The sequence below is a fragment of the Pontibacter pamirensis genome (assembly GCF_010015475.1).
GTDB lineage: Bacteria > Bacteroidota > Bacteroidia > Cytophagales > Hymenobacteraceae > Pontibacter > Pontibacter pamirensis.
In genome coordinates this window covers 1-16,553 of sequence record NZ_SSNI01000030.1, presented here as the reverse complement: position 1 = coordinate 16,553, position 16,553 = coordinate 1, and the positions used below count along the sequence as shown (strand labels likewise).

14 protein-coding genes are annotated in these 16,553 nt (G+C 48.3%); 4 read left to right on the top strand and 10 right to left on the bottom strand.

The annotated features are described in order from the left end of the window. The first annotated feature begins 56 nt into the window (after nt 1-56). Nucleotides 57-824 (top strand): DUF547 domain-containing protein, encoded by a 768-nt coding sequence (locus tag E1919_RS19795; protein WP_162055159.1) that lies wholly within the window; start codon nt 57-59, stop codon nt 822-824. A gap of 99 nt (nt 825-923) precedes the next feature. After that, nucleotides 924-1,286 carry a hypothetical protein gene (locus E1919_RS19790; protein WP_162055158.1) on the top strand — a complete coding sequence of 121 codons (363 nt, stop codon included), beginning with the start codon at nt 924-926 and terminating at the stop codon, nt 1,284-1,286. Between the two features lie 102 nt (nt 1,287-1,388). On the opposite strand, the gene E1919_RS19785 is transcribed toward E1919_RS19790, so the two are convergent. From E1919_RS19785 to E1919_RS19775, 3 genes are all read right to left on the bottom strand, one after another. Then, the gene (locus E1919_RS19785) at nt 1,389-1,772 is read right to left on the bottom strand and encodes a hypothetical protein (RefSeq protein ID WP_162055157.1); all 384 of its coding nucleotides are present in this window, start codon (nt 1,770-1,772) and stop codon (nt 1,389-1,391) included. 517 nt (nt 1,773-2,289) lie between these two features. Then, nucleotides 2,290-2,703, bottom strand: a complete 414-nt coding sequence (locus E1919_RS19780; RefSeq protein WP_162055156.1) for a response regulator — start codon at nt 2,701-2,703, stop codon at nt 2,290-2,292. A gap of 10 nt (nt 2,704-2,713) precedes the next feature. Then, nucleotides 2,714-6,058, bottom strand: coding sequence for a PAS domain S-box protein (locus E1919_RS19775; protein ID WP_162055155.1), 3,345 nt, complete (start codon nt 6,056-6,058; stop codon nt 2,714-2,716). Between the two features lie 456 nt (nt 6,059-6,514). Here E1919_RS19775 and E1919_RS19770 point away from each other — a divergent pair, with 456 nt between their 5' ends. Together E1919_RS19770 and E1919_RS19765 are read left to right on the top strand one after the other, a co-directional pair. Further along, the gene (locus E1919_RS19770; protein WP_162055154.1) at nt 6,515-8,749 is read left to right on the top strand and encodes a heavy metal translocating P-type ATPase; all 2,235 of its coding nucleotides are present in this window, start codon (nt 6,515-6,517) and stop codon (nt 8,747-8,749) included. 37 nt (nt 8,750-8,786) lie between these two features. Continuing rightward, nucleotides 8,787-8,996 carry a heavy-metal-associated domain-containing protein gene (locus tag E1919_RS19765; RefSeq protein WP_162055153.1) on the top strand — a complete coding sequence of 70 codons (210 nt, stop codon included), beginning with the start codon at nt 8,787-8,789 and terminating at the stop codon, nt 8,994-8,996. Between the two features lie 58 nt (nt 8,997-9,054). Here E1919_RS19765 and E1919_RS19760 read toward each other — a convergent pair whose 3' ends face one another. The 7 genes from E1919_RS19760 to E1919_RS19730 form a co-directional block, all read right to left on the bottom strand. After that, nucleotides 9,055-9,444 (bottom strand): transmembrane 220 family protein, encoded by a 390-nt coding sequence (locus E1919_RS19760; RefSeq protein WP_162055152.1) that lies wholly within the window; start codon nt 9,442-9,444, stop codon nt 9,055-9,057. Between the two features lie 370 nt (nt 9,445-9,814). Next, nucleotides 9,815-10,030 carry a hypothetical protein gene (locus E1919_RS19755; RefSeq protein WP_162055151.1) on the bottom strand — a complete coding sequence of 72 codons (216 nt, stop codon included), beginning with the start codon at nt 10,028-10,030 and terminating at the stop codon, nt 9,815-9,817. 282 nt (nt 10,031-10,312) lie between these two features. Next, entirely contained in the window at nt 10,313-11,620 is a 1,308-nt protein-coding gene (locus E1919_RS19750; RefSeq protein ID WP_162055150.1) for a sensor histidine kinase, read from the bottom strand. Next, the gene (locus E1919_RS19745; RefSeq protein ID WP_162055149.1) at nt 11,604-12,983 is read right to left on the bottom strand and encodes a sigma-54-dependent transcriptional regulator; all 1,380 of its coding nucleotides are present in this window, start codon (nt 12,981-12,983) and stop codon (nt 11,604-11,606) included. Before E1919_RS19745 ends, E1919_RS19750 begins: the two co-directional genes overlap by 17 nt. Nucleotides 12,984-13,050: 67 nt before the next feature. Continuing rightward, nucleotides 13,051-14,175, bottom strand: a complete 1,125-nt coding sequence (locus E1919_RS19740; protein ID WP_237144669.1) for an ABC transporter permease — start codon at nt 14,173-14,175, stop codon at nt 13,051-13,053. A gap of 53 nt (nt 14,176-14,228) precedes the next feature. Beyond that, a complete protein-coding gene (locus tag E1919_RS19735) occupies nt 14,229-15,467 on the bottom strand; it encodes an ABC transporter permease (protein WP_162055147.1) in 1,239 nt (412 codons plus the stop codon). Between the two features lie 4 nt (nt 15,468-15,471). After that, on the bottom strand, nt 15,472-16,170 hold the full coding sequence (locus E1919_RS19730; protein ID WP_162055146.1) for an ABC transporter ATP-binding protein: 699 nt from the start codon (nt 16,168-16,170) through the stop codon (nt 15,472-15,474). Nucleotides 16,171-16,553: the final 383 nt, after the last annotated feature.

Here is a 16,553-nt window from a genome sequence, read left to right as displayed (position 1 = left end):
GGCGCAGTAGTTGTTGTAGGTGTGCAAAACAAAGCCCGTAGCTAACTCTTGCAACAATGAAAAAGAACATCCTATACAACATTTCGATTCTCCTGTGCTGCCTTATAATGGGTAACATGCCAGCTCAGGCTGCAGTACCATTAAGTACGGCGACCGTAACTGATGATGCTTTTTACACAGCCTTGTCACGGCTTCTGCAAAAGCATGTAACGGAGGGGCAGGTAGATTACAGGAGCCTGCAAAAAGACAAAGCGGAACTGCAGCGATTGGTGCAACAGATAGCGCGCTATAATATTAAAGGTGCTCCCGCTGCAGAACGAAAAGCCTTTTATATCAATGCCTACAATGTGCTGGTGTTACAGCAGGTATTATCAAATTACCCTCTTAAATCTGTGATGGATGTTCCAGGTTTTTTTGATAAGCAGCAGTTTAACGTGGCAGGAGAGCGCCTTACCCTGAATGAACTGGAAAAGCAAAAGCTACTGGCCACTTATAAAGACGCCCGCGTTCACTTTTCTTTAGTGTGTGCTGCTAAGTCCTGCCCGCCGCTTCTGAACAAAGCCTACACTCCTGCACAGGTAGAGGCACAACTGGAAGCACAGGCAAGGCAAACACTGCAAAGCCCCGACTTTATAAAAGTGCAGGATAGCGCTAAAAAGGTGCTGGTCTCGGAGATATTTAAATGGTATGAGCAGGACTTTTTGCAGGAGGCACCATCTATAGCGGCCTACATAAACCGGTACCGTCAGCATGCTTTGCCGCAGGGGCACCGGTTGGGCTACTATACATACAGTTGGGACCTCAACGATAGCAGCGGGAGGTAGCATGTATATAGTTGATTAATTATGTTAAACTGAACCTGTGTATTCCAAACATGTGGCACTAGGCAGCGTATACATAAGGGTATTAAAACAAACTGAGTTATGAGCAAAAAAGAAGAAGATCCAAACAACGAACAAGATAATATAAACAGCGATTACGAGCAGCGTGTAGGCATGGGCAACCATCCGGACCCTTCTGCCAAGCGTAACATGGGGCCTGACGGAACTACAGAACGACCGGGGCAGAAAGACAAGCTGGAGAACCTGCACATTGGTGGCAACGAAAGGACCGGTTACGGAGCCAACACGGATGAAAACGTAGAGGCGAGTGCTCAGGGGCCAGGTTTTGAGTTTGAAGGCAGTGATACTGCCATGGATGATAGTGTGAACGGTATCAGAAGCGGAGATCAGCCTTTGGGTGAAGATGAAGAAAGACCAAACAACGCGGACCACAGCCGACGCTAATTAACAAGGCAGCATAAAAAGCAAGAGGGAGAGCCATTTGGCTCTCCCTCTTGCTTTTTATGCTTTCAGCAGGTCTCCATTGTGGAAGCCTGCTTTTGGGGCTTACATTTTCTCTTTCGCTGCTACGAACATAAAATCTGAAGCATCTTTTCTGTAGGTGGCATAAACTTCCATCTGCTTCGGTGACAGAAAAGTAATAAGCTGCTGCTCATAATCAAGTTCGACTTCCCGCAGTTTCTCAAGCGATAAGCTGTCGTTGTTACTATAGCTGCGCATTATTTCCGCTGTTTTAGCCATCCGATTCCGGTTTAGAGCCTTCAACTGAATATAAGCAGGTTCATTCAGTTGTAGCTTTTGCGTCATAGTTTGCGTAATGCTGGTGCATTTTTTCTCTAGCTCCGGGGATAAATCTAGTATACTAACCTGTGCGAACGCAGGAGCAGTCAGAAGTAAAGCGAATAAGACGAAAGATAATATCCTTTTCATGGGTGTATAAGGGTTTGGTTATTTATGTTGATTGATTCTACTATATATTAACATGTTTATATAGTAGATGCCCCGTGATACGAACCTTGAAAAATATAGTTATATTTTAATATATTATTTAAGTTATTTAACAGGTAAGATAAGTTTATATTAGATATACTATATATACATTGATTGTAATCTGAATTTTTGTCATTTGGCATTAGTAGATGCTTCTTTTGATTTAAATCTTCTAACAAATCAGTGATAAACGCACCAAAACAAAGATTTTCTAACCGGATTTGGTGCTTATACACAATAAAAGGCAACCCGGAAATATATAGTTTATCCTATGTTTTGATAGTGCTTTCGATTTGCCAGATGATGGATAGAAATGCTGGGTTTGCATATCTTGCTTGCAAAGTAGCTGATGCTTCTGCAATAGCAAAGGTACATAGGGGAAGAGAAAAGGGTAGAACAGGTCCGGGAATTAAACCTGTTCTAAAGTGCCGAATTCGGATGCAGAGCCGGATAATGCCTAACGATTCTGAATATAATCTTCCCTGATTATATTCAGAATTTCAGACGACAGTGGCTTGGAGAAGAATTCCTTCACTTCTTCGTTGCTTTTTGCTGTTAGTATGTCCTTTCTGTCTACGGCAGACGAAAGCATAAACAGGCTGCAGTGAGCAGTTGCCTGCTCCGGAAGCTTTTTGTATTCATGTATAAACGACCAGCCATCCATGCCGGGCATGTTAATATCCAGGAAAATAAGGTCAGGGAAGTTATCTACCCCTTTATCTGATTCTTCCTGCAAGTATTTCAAAGCATCCTCCGCCCAATCAAAGCTGATAATTTCGTCAGCAAAGTTCTCGTTGCGGATTATACTCTCACAAACAAAGTTGTTTACCTGGTCATCATCTACTAATACTACTTTCTTTAAAGTACTCATGGTAAGAAATCTAACTTTTGAAGTAGACACTGAAGGTGGAGCCTTCATGCAGCGTGCTATGGACCTCTACTTTGCCTCCAAGTAATTCTACTTGGGTCTTAACCAGATGCAGCCCAAGTCCTTTACCCTCAACACCTTGATGAAATCGTTTGTAGAGACCAAAGATTTTATCCTGTTGCTTTTCCAGGTCTATACCAGAGCCATTGTCTTGCACACGCAGGCAAATATAGTTGTTTACCCTGAATGTGTTAATGCGAATCGCTAGTTTTCTGCCCGGAAACCTATATTTGATAGCGTTGGAAACAAGGTTTAGCAGAATGCTCTGCGCATAACTTCTGATGCTGCTAACTTCCGGTGCATCCCTGAAATCAGTGCTCACAGAGGCTCCACAGGCAGTTATTTCAGCATCCAGTATTTCTAATACGGTTTGGAGCAGGCAATCGAAAGCGATGGTTTCCTTGATGCTGCTGATCTGGCTGCGAATAGTCAGGATGTCGTTCAGGTCGTGGATAGTTGCATCCAAAAGCTGTGCGGACTTCAACAGGTTGTCTATAACCTTCTGGTTGATAGGAGCATCAAACCTGTTCCTGTCGTAGATGGAGGTAAGGCCCAGCATGTTGGCAATAGGCGCCCGCAGGTTATGCGATACAATATATGCGAACTGCTGCAGGTTCTGGTTTTGCTTTATCAGTTGGTCGGAGAGCTCCTGCTGCTTTGCCTCCGCCTCTTTGTACGCTGTCATGTCAGAGGCCGAGCCATACACTTGCATCACTTTTCCCTCCTGGTCCAGGCCTGGCGACATACGGAGCAAAAGCCAGCGCAGCTTTCCAGAACTGTCTACCAAGCGCATTTCATACTCCTGCGGCTCTCCTGAGAGAATCAGGGGCAGCACCTCCTGCATCAAGGGCTTTTGATCCTCAGGGTGTATGACCTTGAGCCACGTTTCTGGCTTTCCTAAAAAAGCCTCCTCCGTGTAGCCTGTAATCTGCTTGCACTGTGGGCTTATGTAAATAATGCTGAGGCCAGGATTCAGAGTGAAAATGATTTCCGGTATGTTCTCAATGGTTGTCTGCAGCAGGTTCTTAGCCTCAGTGACCTGTTGCTCCGCCTTTTTTCGTTCTGTAATGTCCTGCACCGTACCAGATAGTTTAATTACTTCTCCGGCCTCGTCACAGGTTACTTCAGCCACCTCCATTACATTTGCCTCTTTCCCACCTGGCAATAGAATGCGATGCTCAAAGTTTAGCTTGCTTTTCGTTTCGATGGCCCTCAGGTAGTTCGCCTTCACCTTGTCCCTGTCTTCGGGATGAATAAGGGCTAACATGTTGTGAAGCGAGGGGACAAAGCTATCTTTCGTTTTTCTGTAAACGGCAAAAGTCCCCTCAGACCATGTCAGCATACCCTGCCTTACATGGTATTCCCAGCTTCCTAATTTCGCCAGCTGCTGTGCCCGGGCTAGCTGTAGCTCGTTTCGCCTGATCGTTTCGATGGATATCTTCTGCTCCGAGATATCGCGGATAGTCAGGGCAACGGCCAGTGTCTGGTTTTCATCGCTGGTAACAGGTTGGTACGTTATCTCGTGCCAAAACTCCCCGTGGCCAGCCTCAAAAACGATTGTTTCGCCCTGCATAGCTCTGGCATGGCACTTTCTGGTGCTGTTCACTTTTGTGCTTGAGATATACTCCAGCATACTTTGCCCGGGCTCCAGCTTTTTTAGAAGATACTTCCATACGTCGGCTGCTGCTTCTCTATTAAAAGAAATTACCTTCAACTCTTCATCCAGCAGGTAAATAGCCTGCGAAGAACTGTCAAGCAGGGCCCGCAGGTTTGCTTCGTTCCGCTTCAACTGTTCCTCTGTCTCTTTTTGCTTTGTGATGTCTATGAAAGTGCCATTCCAGACAACGGTGCCTTTCCCTCTGCAGGAAGGTAAACTATGGCCCCGCACCCACATATACTTTTTGCTTTCGGGCTGCCATACCCGCAGCTCTTGCTCCCATGGGGTTAGGTTGTTGTAAGAGGCTGTCGTTGTGTGTTTTACTCCTGTCAGGTCATCGGGGTGCAGGTTTTTGTAAAGCAGCATCGGTTCCCGGTAAACTTCTTCGGGTGTAACACCGCATAAACCAAGAACTCCTTCGCTGATGTACGGAAAGCAAAAACTGCCATCCTGCTCCATCTGGTACTGAAACACAGCCCCCGGCACGCTGGAACTGACTTCACGCAGTTGCTCTTCGTTCCGCTTCAACTGTTCCAGCGCCTGTTCCCGTTCCTGTATATTTACCGCCACTACCAGCCTTGGTTGTAGCTCAGCTTTAAGAGGCAGGGAATGAGAACGTACCTCTACCTGAAACACTGAACCGTCCTTGCGCTTGTGTACGGACTTAGCAGACAAGTCATTCTTCGTTTTTGCTGCTTTTTTAAGGCTATCACTAAATCTGTCAATATCCTCCTCAGGGCGCAGGTCCAGCACTGTCATGTTCAGGAATTCCGCTTCGGAGTACCCGTACTCCTGCTCAGCTGCCTGGTTTACCTCCAGTATACAGTATGTTTTCTGATTATAAATCCACATTGGGATCGGGTTGCGATTAAACAGCATTTTATACTCCCGCTGCTGCTCGCCGAGCGCGTACTCGAGTTTTTTGCGCTCCTCAATCTCTGCGTTTAAGTATTCGTTTTCCTGTTTCAGCTTTTTAAAGACAAATCGCATAATGTAGCCGGCACCGGCGGCGGAAGCCAGGGCAAGGAGTAACAGCAGGGTGTATTTGTCAACGGAGGAGTTGATGGACGCTACCGCCTCGTCAGCCCGTATGTCTGCAGTCTCCTTAATCTTCTTGCTCAGTGCCAGGAGGTATTGCTGATGGCGTTGGTGAATAGGATGAAGGCTTGTTCGTGCGTAAGCCCTTGCCACCTCCGGGCTTTCGATACTCAGGTTCAGCAGGCTATCGGATACAATGTAATATGTATTACGCTCCCTGATAATGCTACGAAGCAGCTCCTTTCCTTCCTGGTCCTGTAGCAGCTTGTCAAGTTGGTTGATAGCAGCGGTGTTTTCGTCATGTGCTACCCTAATCCTTCTCCTTATTTCCTCTTTCAGGCTTGAATCCTCTAAACTGATGTATGTGGCCACTAAATTCTGTACCTCATCATCATTGTTATGGAGCTCATTTACAAGCTGTAGCTTATTTAATGCACTCAATACTACTGAAGTATAGTTCTGCTGCACTTGCCTTGCCGTTATAAAGGAAATAGTACAAACTGCAACGAGCACAAATGCTAAACCGGCAAAAGCAAATCCGATAGAACGAATTGTCCGTCCATAAGTACTGTTGCTATTTTGATTATATTCTTTGGGGTGCATACAAGATAAAAACCTGAAAAATAAGGCGCACTACTGCTGAAGCAGTTTTAGAAAGTGAAAAGTACTATATAGGAATGAGAATGGCAAAAAGTATGGCCTGTGTTTTACAAATGGGTAAATCAAGAACTATTATTTGAACTTTACCAATATATAAATTGCTTTTTCGAATCAAAATATTTTAATATTACATGTTTATACATTAAATGTTTACATGTTAATATATTTTGTCTTGCAAAGCATCGTTCATAGCAGGAGAGTTAAGAGCTTATGGATACCGTGCTTTTTGAATCTTAAAAAAGTTTAATAAGAAGCTGCTGCCTCCAGTCCGAAGCCCGGTTAGGGTATCTTTTCAGTTTAGGCGGAGTATAAAAATCTGTAACACGAAGGCAGAATTGTGTAACAGAAGGACAAAGGAGCTGCCTTACCTTTGTAAAAGAATGAAAGCAGAGATAGAAAATGGCAACTGTAACTAAAAGTAAACTGACTAAAGCCACCTTTCCGGTAGAAGGGATGAGCTGCGCTTCCTGTGCCGGTAGTATCGAGAGCATGCTGCAGTCGAGGGAGGGCGTGCAGGAGGCGAATGTGAATTTTGCCGGCAAAACACTGCAGGTCGCCTATGAGCCGGGAAAGGTTAGCCCCGAACAACTGCGTGAAACGGTGCAGGAGATTGGCTTTGATATACTGGTTGAAGAGAAAACGCAGGAGGAACTGGAGAAGCGGCAGGCAGCTGCGCTCACAAAACTGAAACGTAAGACGATTGTGGCAGGTGTGCTGGCGCTGCCGGTGTTTATCCTGGGGATGTTCTTTCATAATGCCTTTGCCTGGGGCAACTGGGTGAGTTTACTTTTTACCGCACCCATCCTGCTGTGGGCGGGGCAGCGATTTTTTGTAGGGGCATGGGCGCAGGCAAAGCACCTCCGGGCCAACATGGATACGCTGGTGGCGCTCAGCACCGGCATTGCCTTTCTTTTCAGCCTTTTTAATACCGTATACCCCGAGTTCTTCCTGAGCCGAGGACTGATGCCGCATGTGTATTATGAGGCGGTGGCGGTGATTATCGCCTTTATCCTTTTGGGCAAGTACCTCGAGGAAAACGCTAAAGACCGAAGCTCCTCCGCTATTAAAAAGCTGATGGGGCTGCAGCCGAAAACGGTGCGGGTAATACGGAACGGGAGCGAATTGGAGATCAAGATAGAAGAGGTACAGGTAGAGGACAAGGTGCTGCTGCTGCCCGGCGAACGCGTTCCTGTAGATGGCGAGGTGGTAGCAGGCACCACCTACGTAGACGAAAGCATGCTGAGCGGCGAGCCGCTGCCGGTGCAGAAGCAGGCCGGCGACATGCTTTTTGCCGGAACCATCAACCAGAAGGGGAGCCTGCAACTCGTGGCCCGCAAGACAGGTGGTGAAACCATGTTGGCGCACATCATTAAACTGGTGCAGGAGGCGCAGGGCAGTAAAGCACCCGTGCAGAAGCTGGTGGATAAAATCGCCGGTATCTTTGTGCCCATTGTGCTGGTTATTGCAGTGTTGACTTTCGTTACCTGGCTGGTAATAGGCGGGGAAGCATACCTTTCGGAAGCGTTGCTCTCCACCATATCCGTGCTGGTGATTGCCTGCCCCTGTGCGCTGGGGCTGGCTACCCCGACAGCCATCATGGTGGGAGTGGGAAGAGGTGCTGAGAACGGTATCCTGATAAAAGATGCCGTGAGCCTGGAGCGCGCGCATAAAGCGGACGTAGTGATACTAGATAAAACAGGAACTATTACTTTGGGGAAACCTTCTGTAACCGATGTGGTATGGGCCGATGAAACGGTGGCGCAGGAACGTCTCGAGCAGTTGTTCTTCTCCATGGAGGCGCAGTCAGAGCATCCTATCGCGCAGGCCATCTATACGTTCTACAAAGAAAAGGGCCTGCAGGCGCTGCAGCCGGCTAGTTTCAATAGCCTGACAGGTTTAGGCGTGGAGGCCGTTTTTGAGGGCACGCATTATTATTCCGGAAACGAAAAGCTGCTTAAACAACAGCACATTCAAATGCCGGAGCACCTGCTGCAGGCAGCAAGGCAGCTGCAGGAAGACGCCAGGACGGTTATCTTCTTTGCAGATGCGACGCAGGCGCTGGCGGTATTCGCTGTGAGCGACCCTATCAAGCCGGCTTCGGCGGAAGGTGTAAAAGCGATGCAGGAGGCCGGTTTGGAGGTATACATGCTCACAGGTGATAACCAACAGACCGCAGCCGCTGTGGCACGGCAGGTAGGTGTGGCGCATTTCCAGGCGGAGCTGTTGCCAAACGACAAGGCTGATTTTGTGAAGAAGCTGCAGGCCGAAGGCAAAGTCGTGGCTATGGTAGGAGACGGTATAAACGATGCGCAGGCCCTGGCCACTGCCGATGTCAGCATTGCCATGGGGCAGGGCACGGACATTGCCATGGATGTGGCAAATATCACGCTGATGCGCTCTAACCTAATGCAGGTAGCCGGTGCTGTGAAGCTCTCCAAGGCTACCGTGCAGACAATCCATCAGAACCTGTTCTGGGCCTTCTTTTACAATGTAATCTGTATTCCGGTGGCAGCAGGTTTGCTTTTCCCTTTCACAGGCTTCCTGCTGAGCCCGATGGTGGCCGGTGCAGCCATGGCGCTCAGCTCAGTTTCGGTGGTGGGGAACAGCCTCCGCTTAAGAGGCAGGAAATTATAAATGAGAATTATTGTTAACTGAATTAATTAAAATAAATATGGAAACGTACAAATTTAAAACAACCATAAATTGTGGGAGCTGTGTAAAGGCTGTAACTCCGCATCTGAATAAGCTGGAAGGCGTAGAGGATTGGAAGGTAGATACAAATAACCCCGATAAAGTGCTGGAAGTAAAGTCAGACTCTCTAAATGCGCAGCAGATAAAAACCACAGTAGAAAAAGCAGGCTTTAAGGCCGAGCAAATCTAAAGAAATGATTATTTAACAAAACAGGGGCTAGCCAATTTCATAGCTAGCCCCTGTTTTGTTATAGTGCTTTATTGGCTGTTTTGCTGCCACTGCTCAACCTGGATGCTAAGATAAAACTTACCATGGCTATGCTGCAAAGGGCTAGCCCTAATGACTCACGTCCTTCTTCCACGTTCCTTAAAAGTAAACCTGTTGTATCATCCCGCATACTGTCACCCACTCCCTCAAACTGTTCAGGCCACCAATAAATAACACCAACGGCAAATACGACACAAGCAACAGCAAGTACCGTGTCACTTACCTTGCCGAACCCCGCAGCAACGCTCAGAGCAGCCGCTATACCATAAATGGTTACCCATAGCGCAGGATCAGGGTCGTTGTACTGTACCACTGCAAAGGAAATGAAAACTAACCCGAAAAAGACGCCTAAAATTTTCTTTACTAACATAGCAGTTTATGATAAAATGGTCAGTAGAGGTATGAAGGTAACGTACTTTAGAAAATCAATCTACAAGTATAAAATGAAAGAAGCAATACGCAGGAGCGCCCCTTACATACCCTTTAGCTAAAAATCTCGACCTGCTTCATACAAATGTGCATGCTGTAGGGCTTCATCTTCTACGGCTTTGAATAGTAGAGGCTTCTTTTTAGAGTTCCTGTTTCTATTGTGGTACACTTGGGCAGTAGAAGGATGTGGTGGCATTTTAGGCGAATACGGCTGATACAAAAGCGAAACCACTTCTATGTCCTGCTTCTTTTGAGGCAGACAACAGAAGTGGTTCATAATTTGGCTAAAAGTACTGCTTTATAGGTTTAGGTTATTCAATCCATCTGGTGCGCCGCTGTTTAACAGGAACTTGCTGCTTTTGCTGTATCTGGCGGATACTGTCTTTTGGGTGACGCACAATTTGCTGTGCATAACCGTTCATATGCTCCAGAATAGCTCCTTTTAATTTCCAGCCTTGCGGGATAAAACCTGCTACTTCTGATGCTAATATTTCTAATGTCGGGGCGATTACAATGTTATATTCCATGACCTTGGGTGCTAACTATAGGTCTAATGTAAAGAATAAAAACATAACTTGTATGGTTGCGCTACGGAAAAATTTACAAAAAGTTTATAATCTTGCAAATTTTCATTTATTGGCCTAAATATTTATACTTTTAACAAGCAATTATAATGGTTTGAAGGAGTATGGTAAAAAACAAGTAGAGTTGTTAAATAAATGATTGTTGTGTGTAAGGCGTAAAAGTACACAAAAATGGTGTTATTTCACTAAATTGTCATAGTTCTTAATTCGATGAAAGAGTCCGCTTCAGGTTAAGGGCTGCAGTTTAATGGTGAAGCTGGTGAGGTCTGCTTCAGAGCTTAAGGAGAAGGTAAAACCGTGGTTTATGAGGATATCGCGCACCATCGTAAGGCCAATGCCCTGGCCATTGTTCTTGGTTGTGTAAAAGGGTGTAAAAAGATGCTGTTGCACGTCTTTGGGAATTCCCTCCCCATTGTCCGTGATAGTTAGCTGCGGCGGGTTGAGCTGCGTCCGGATGCAGATTTCCCCTTCCTCCCCAATGGCCTCCATGGCGTTCTTAAGGATATTAAGCACTACCTGCTCCATCTGCTGTTCATCTATCAGGATGATAAGTGGCTGTGGAGCGAGGTGCCAGGTGCAGCTGATGTGGCGCTTCTCCAGTTGTGGTTGCAGCAGGCGCTGCAGCCTCTGCAGGAGAGTGTGCAAGTCTTTGAGGGCTTTCTTTGGCTGAGGCAGGCGCACTACTTCCGCAAAGTTGGCCATAAAACGACTCAAATTGGCGTTCCGGTCGATGGCTACCTGCAGCACATGCGCAAAGTCAGGCTGGTGCTCCGGCTCTAGCTGGGGCGTATAATACTGCAAAGAGTCTAATATAGAGTTGATGGCACCGGTGGTGTTGTTTACTTCATGCGACATCACCCGGATAACCTTTTCGTAAGCCTGCCGCTCGTTTTGTAGGATAGCCTCTGTCAATTCCTCTATTAAAATAAAGTAATGCTGAAAGCCACGGTCCAGGAAGTGGGCGCGGTGGCAGCGGTAGGTCCAGGTGCCATGCAGGCGAAAAGTGGTGGACTCGCCGGATGAAAGGTGGGTTAACTCTTTTGACCATTCCTCTGGTAACTGGCTTACGTGTTTCCCCATTAGCTCCTGCGCTTTGTGCTGCAGAAACCGCTCCGCCGCCGGGTTCACACTTTCCACCTGGTTATCGAAGCCCAGCAAAATGATACCGGCAGGGGAGGCCTGAATCAGCTTCTCCAGCAGGAAATGTTTTTCTGCCTGCCCCACGCGCTCACGGCGCAGCTGGTCTATCATGCGGTTATACACTTTCACCAGTTCGTCCAGGTCTTCCTGGCCCACCGCCATGAATTTTGTGGAGAAGTCCTTGTCGCGGATAGCTTCTATACCCGCCCGAATCAGCTTAAGCGGCTTAAAAAATGCTTGGTATAACTGTACTGTAACCAGCACAGAGATAATAATCACCAGCTCGACGCTCAGGAAAAGGAATTTATTCTCTTGCAGCACATACCAAGCCAGCACAGCCAGGAGCGAGTGCACGAAAACGGCGAACAGCAGAAACTTAGTCCGCAGGGTCATAGGGGATATTGAATTTGTCGAGGCGGCGGTAAAGGGCGGCACGGCTCAAACCTAGTGCCCTGGCCACTTTGCTGATGTTGTTGTGATAAAAATCCATAGACTTCTTTATCATCGAAGCCTCTATCTGGTCCAGCGTCATGGTGCCAACGGCAGGCAGCGTTTTGTCGCCTGGTTTGGCAGGACCCTGTTGCGCCTGCGCCTGGAAATCCTCTGCCTCCAGCACATTGCTTTCGGCCACCAGCACCGTGCGCTCCACCAGGTTCTTCAGCTCCCGGATATTGCCTGGCAGCGCCAGTTCCTTCAGCCATTGCAGGGCCCGGGAGCTTACCTGCAGCTCCGGGCGATGGTATACTTTTTTAAGGTTGCCCACAAAGTACTGTACCAGCAGCGGGATGTCATCTGCGCGCTCCCGCAGCGAGGGCAGTCTAACTTTTATTAAGTTGATGCGGTAGAACAGGTCTTCCCGAAACTTGCCCTCTTCCACCAGTTGCTCCAGGTTACGGTTGGTGGCGCATACCACGCGGATGTCGAGCTTCCGGGATTTGCTGTCGCCTAATACCTCATACGTCCGGTCCTGCAGCACGCGCAATAGCTTTACCTGGCTGCTCAGATCCAGTTCTCCTATCTCATCCAGAAAAATGGTGCCTTTGTTGGCCATCTCAAAACGACCCACGCGGTCGGCCTTGGCATCTGTGAAGGCACCGCGCCTGTGGCCGAACATCTCACTTTCAAAGAGGGAAGAGGAGATGCCGCCCAAGTTCACTTTTATAAAAGGCTGATTCTTACGGAGGCTGTTCCGGTGCACCGCCTCCGCAATCAGCTCTTTTCCGGTGCCACTTTCTCCCTCTATTAACACGGAGGCATCAGTAGGACCAATTTGGCCAACCTTTTTCAGTATCTTCAGCAACTCCTGGTCCTGGCCTACAATAAAGACTAAATCATACTGCTGGTCCAGCTTTTTGCGCGTCAGGGCATCGCCTGCATCAGCCGTCTCCTCCGATAAGCTGAGCGCTGTGCGCACCGCCTGCAGCAGGTAATCGTTGCTCCAGGGCTTCGTGATGAAATCGGCGGCACCGGCCCGCATGCCTTCCACGGCCAGGTTGATGGAGCCCCAGCCTGTGATTAGGATAACAGGTACCTCTGGCATCCGCTTCTTAAACTGTTCCAGCAGTTGCAGCCCATCGTGGCCGGTAGTTTCGATGGAGAAGTTCATGTCCATGATCACCAGCTTAAACCTGTACTGCTGCGCAAGTTCGAGCGCCTCTTTCGGAGAAGCCGCCTGCTGGGTTTTATAGCCATTCTGCTTCATAAGCAAGCTAAGTGAGGCGCGAATGGCAACATCATCATCTACAATAAGAATCATCTGATGGTCTGGTTTAAGCTGGTGATCTGGAGATATAAAGATAAATTTTTTCTGGTATATATAGTGCTTACTCTTCATGCAAAGCAGTGGCAGGATGTATGGCCGCCGCCTGTCGGCTGGGGTAGAAGGCACAGAGAACAGTGAGCAGGTAAATGGTGGCAACGGCCCCCGCAATGGCAATAGTGTATACCACAGACCCCACCTGGAATACCTGCAAGAGGGGAATCTGCATGGCAAACACAACACCCAGCAGCAAACCAAACGTTGCCAGCACCAGCACCTCGCCTATAAACTGCAAGTAAATCTGCCGGGAGTCAGCACCCAGTGCCCGGCGCAGGCCAATCTCGCTGTGGCGGCTGTTGATGTTGTACCAAAGTACCCCGAACAGCCCAAGGGCAACGTTGAAGATTAGAAAAGCACAGATAAAGCCCAAAGCAATCATCGGTACCAGGGTGAGCTTTGCTTTGTTCTGGCGCATTTTCTCCAGTGTAGCCACCTCCAGCGTCCAATCTTTGCTAATGCCTGAAATTTCTTTTACCATTTTTTCTTCAATGTTAACCCCAGTGCCAGGCTTTACCCGGATAAGAAGCTCACCCCAAAAAGAATCTTTGTTTTTCTGAAGGTTGATACGTGAGAACATGGCCGGGCTTTCTGCCGCAAACTCGCTGGAAGCACGGTAATGATCCAGCACCCCTACCACCCTGTAATTGGTCGAATCATTTTTATGGATGAGTTTGCCCAGCGGATCTTCTGCTAAAAACAATTGCTCCTGCAATGCCTTGTTGATGACAATAGGCTCGTGGTGAGAGGCATTATCTGCCGGCCCGAACCAGCGACCCTGGCTCAACTCCAACTGCATAACGCCCTGGAAGTCGTCCTCTGCCTCATACACATCCGTCTGCAAGTCTTTAACGCTGCCATATGACAGGACATCTGTCATCTGACTGAAAGCAAAAGGGGCATTACTTGTACTAAGAGAGGCATACTGCACCTCCGGGAATGCCCGCACCCGCTGGAGTACCTGTTCCAGGTTCTGGTGGTTCAGGGCAGAGGAGTCGTTGGTAGGGCGCATGGTCAGCAACCATACGTTCTCATGCTCAAATCCCAGCGGCTTGGTGTAGTTGCGCACGTTATACACCACCAGGCTCAGTACTCCGAACAGCACAAGGAAGCAAAAGAAAATTTCGGTCATCAGCAGGAAGTTGTTCCTCTTCCTGTTCCAGATTAATTTAAACAAATGGCGTATCATTTTGAACCTCCTTTCAGCGCCTCTACGGCATGCAATCGTGATATTTTATAAGCCGGATACACCCCGGAAATCAAACCAAACACAAGACAGAGCAGCAGCCCAATAGCAAACACGCGCAGGTTAAGTCCCAGGTCTGCATACACAATAAGGCCGCTGTCGTTGATAAGCCACAGCACCCCGGCCGAAAGCAGGAAGCCCAGCAGGCCACCTAACAGCGTCAGGAAAAGATTTTCGACGATAAACTGGCCTATGATGGTGGTAGAGGAGGCGCCGAAAGCTTTGCGCACTCCAATCTCAGAAGAGCGCTCCATGATGCGGCTGATGTTGATGCTAACCAGGTTGATAGTGGGGAGTAGCATGAACAAAAACGCCAGAACAGCCAGTATACCGTACAGGATGCCAACACCTGCTTCCCGCCCGTTTCCTAAGAAGGTTCTGGCAAAGCTCTCCAGTACGGTGTCAGGAAAGGAATATAGCCTTGTGCCTTTCTTCGGTTGCCGGCCTTCCACCTCCTGTATCATGGCTGCATACTCCTCCTTTATTTTAGGTATGTCAGCAGGCTCCCTTGCCATAATGGTGGCAAAGTAGGTGCCATGCAGTTGTGGCTTGTTAAAATCCTGGCTCTTTAGTGTAATCGGCACCCATACGTCAGCATAAGAATGAAGGCGCAGCACCGGCACATCTTCCACAACGCCTACAACTTTATACCTCACCTGGTCTACCTCGATGTACTGCCCCACTGCCGCTTCCGTGCCGAAATACTGTTGGCGGGTGTTCTCGTTGATAACAGCCACACGGTTTGCGCTTTTTACGTCCTGTTGGCTGAATGCATTCCCCTCCAGGAAATTGAAATTAAGAATGTCCCAGAACTCCCGGTCCGTAAATTTGATATCTAGCGCCAGCTTACGGTTGTTTACATAGCTGTTAACGCTGGTGAAAACAGAGTTGATAGAAACTGTTTCAGGCGTTTGCAGGGTGCGCACATTCCGGCTGAGGAAGTGGTAGCTGACAGGCCCGCTTCTTTGTCCGCTACCTACCTGTTCCCGCATCTGGTTCACAAAAAGCAACCGGTCTGTTTCCCGCTCCGGCATTTGTGGACCAAAAGCATGGTCGAAAAGCGATGTTGCCACCATCAGTACCATCAGGGTAAAGCTGATGCCGAAGAGGCTGATGAAGGTAAAGAACTTGCGCCGCAAGAGCACCTTCCAGGCTATTTTTAAATAGTTCTTTAACATGGCTCTATGCTTTTTGGAAGTCGTACAGTTTAGCGTCAGATACCTGCTGGCCATCGAAGAAGCGCACGAGGCGTTCTGTTTTCAGGGCCATCTGCTCATCGTGTGTCACCATCACAATGGTGGTAAATTCCTTGCGGTTCAGGTCGAGGAGGATCTGCATGATTTCCTCGCCCATCACGGAGTCGAGGTTACCAGTCGGCTCATCGGCTAAGATAATTTCCGGCATGCCGATGAGCGCGCGCGCAATGGCTACCCGCTGGCGCTGCCCGCCCGATAGCTGGCTTGGGAAGTGGCCGGTGCGCGAGCTGAGGCCCACTTTTTCCAGCGCTACCTGCGCCCGCTTCCGGCGAACAGAGGCAGAGACATGGGGGCGGTAGAGGAGGGGCAACTCTACGTTATCCAGCACGCTCAGGTCCTGGATCAGATGGTAGCTCTGGAAGACAAAGCCTATCTTCTCGTTGCGGAGGTGCGCCAGTTCTTTGTCTTTATAGGAAGTGATAGGCATTCCTCCAATTTCCACAGTGCCGCTGCTGGGCACGTCCAGTAGCCCCATGATGTTGAGGAGCGTACTTTTGCCACAGCCCGAGGGCCCCATGATAGACAAAAACTCTCCCTGTGGAACCGTCAGGTTCACGTTCTGCAGGGCTACCGTTTCAATAGACTTTGTCTGGTAGACTTTTTCGATATTTTTTAGCGTTATCATCGTCTTATTTCTTAGTTCTAATATATCTTTTTAATCCCTGTTTTGCTGCTTGGTTAATGCTGCATCTTGATTCCCGGGTCCAACCACCCCCTGACCCCTCCTTGTCTAAGGCGGAGAGTTTTCTTTCCTACTCCTGCAAATTTTTTCCATGACTCATGTGTATTCTGAAGAGAAAAGAGCTTCAAACTGTATTGTAATATTATGAGCTACAAGCATTGCAGCCTGAAGTCGCAGTACCAGGCTCCCCTCCTTGGACAAGGCTACGATTAGGACACAAATTTCTGCGCGAGCATCCACCCATCGAAGATTTTACAGAATTCCATGTATCCGCGGTGGAGGGTGATAACACCTGCTCTCTTTTCATGTGGCTTCCATCCTCCCAG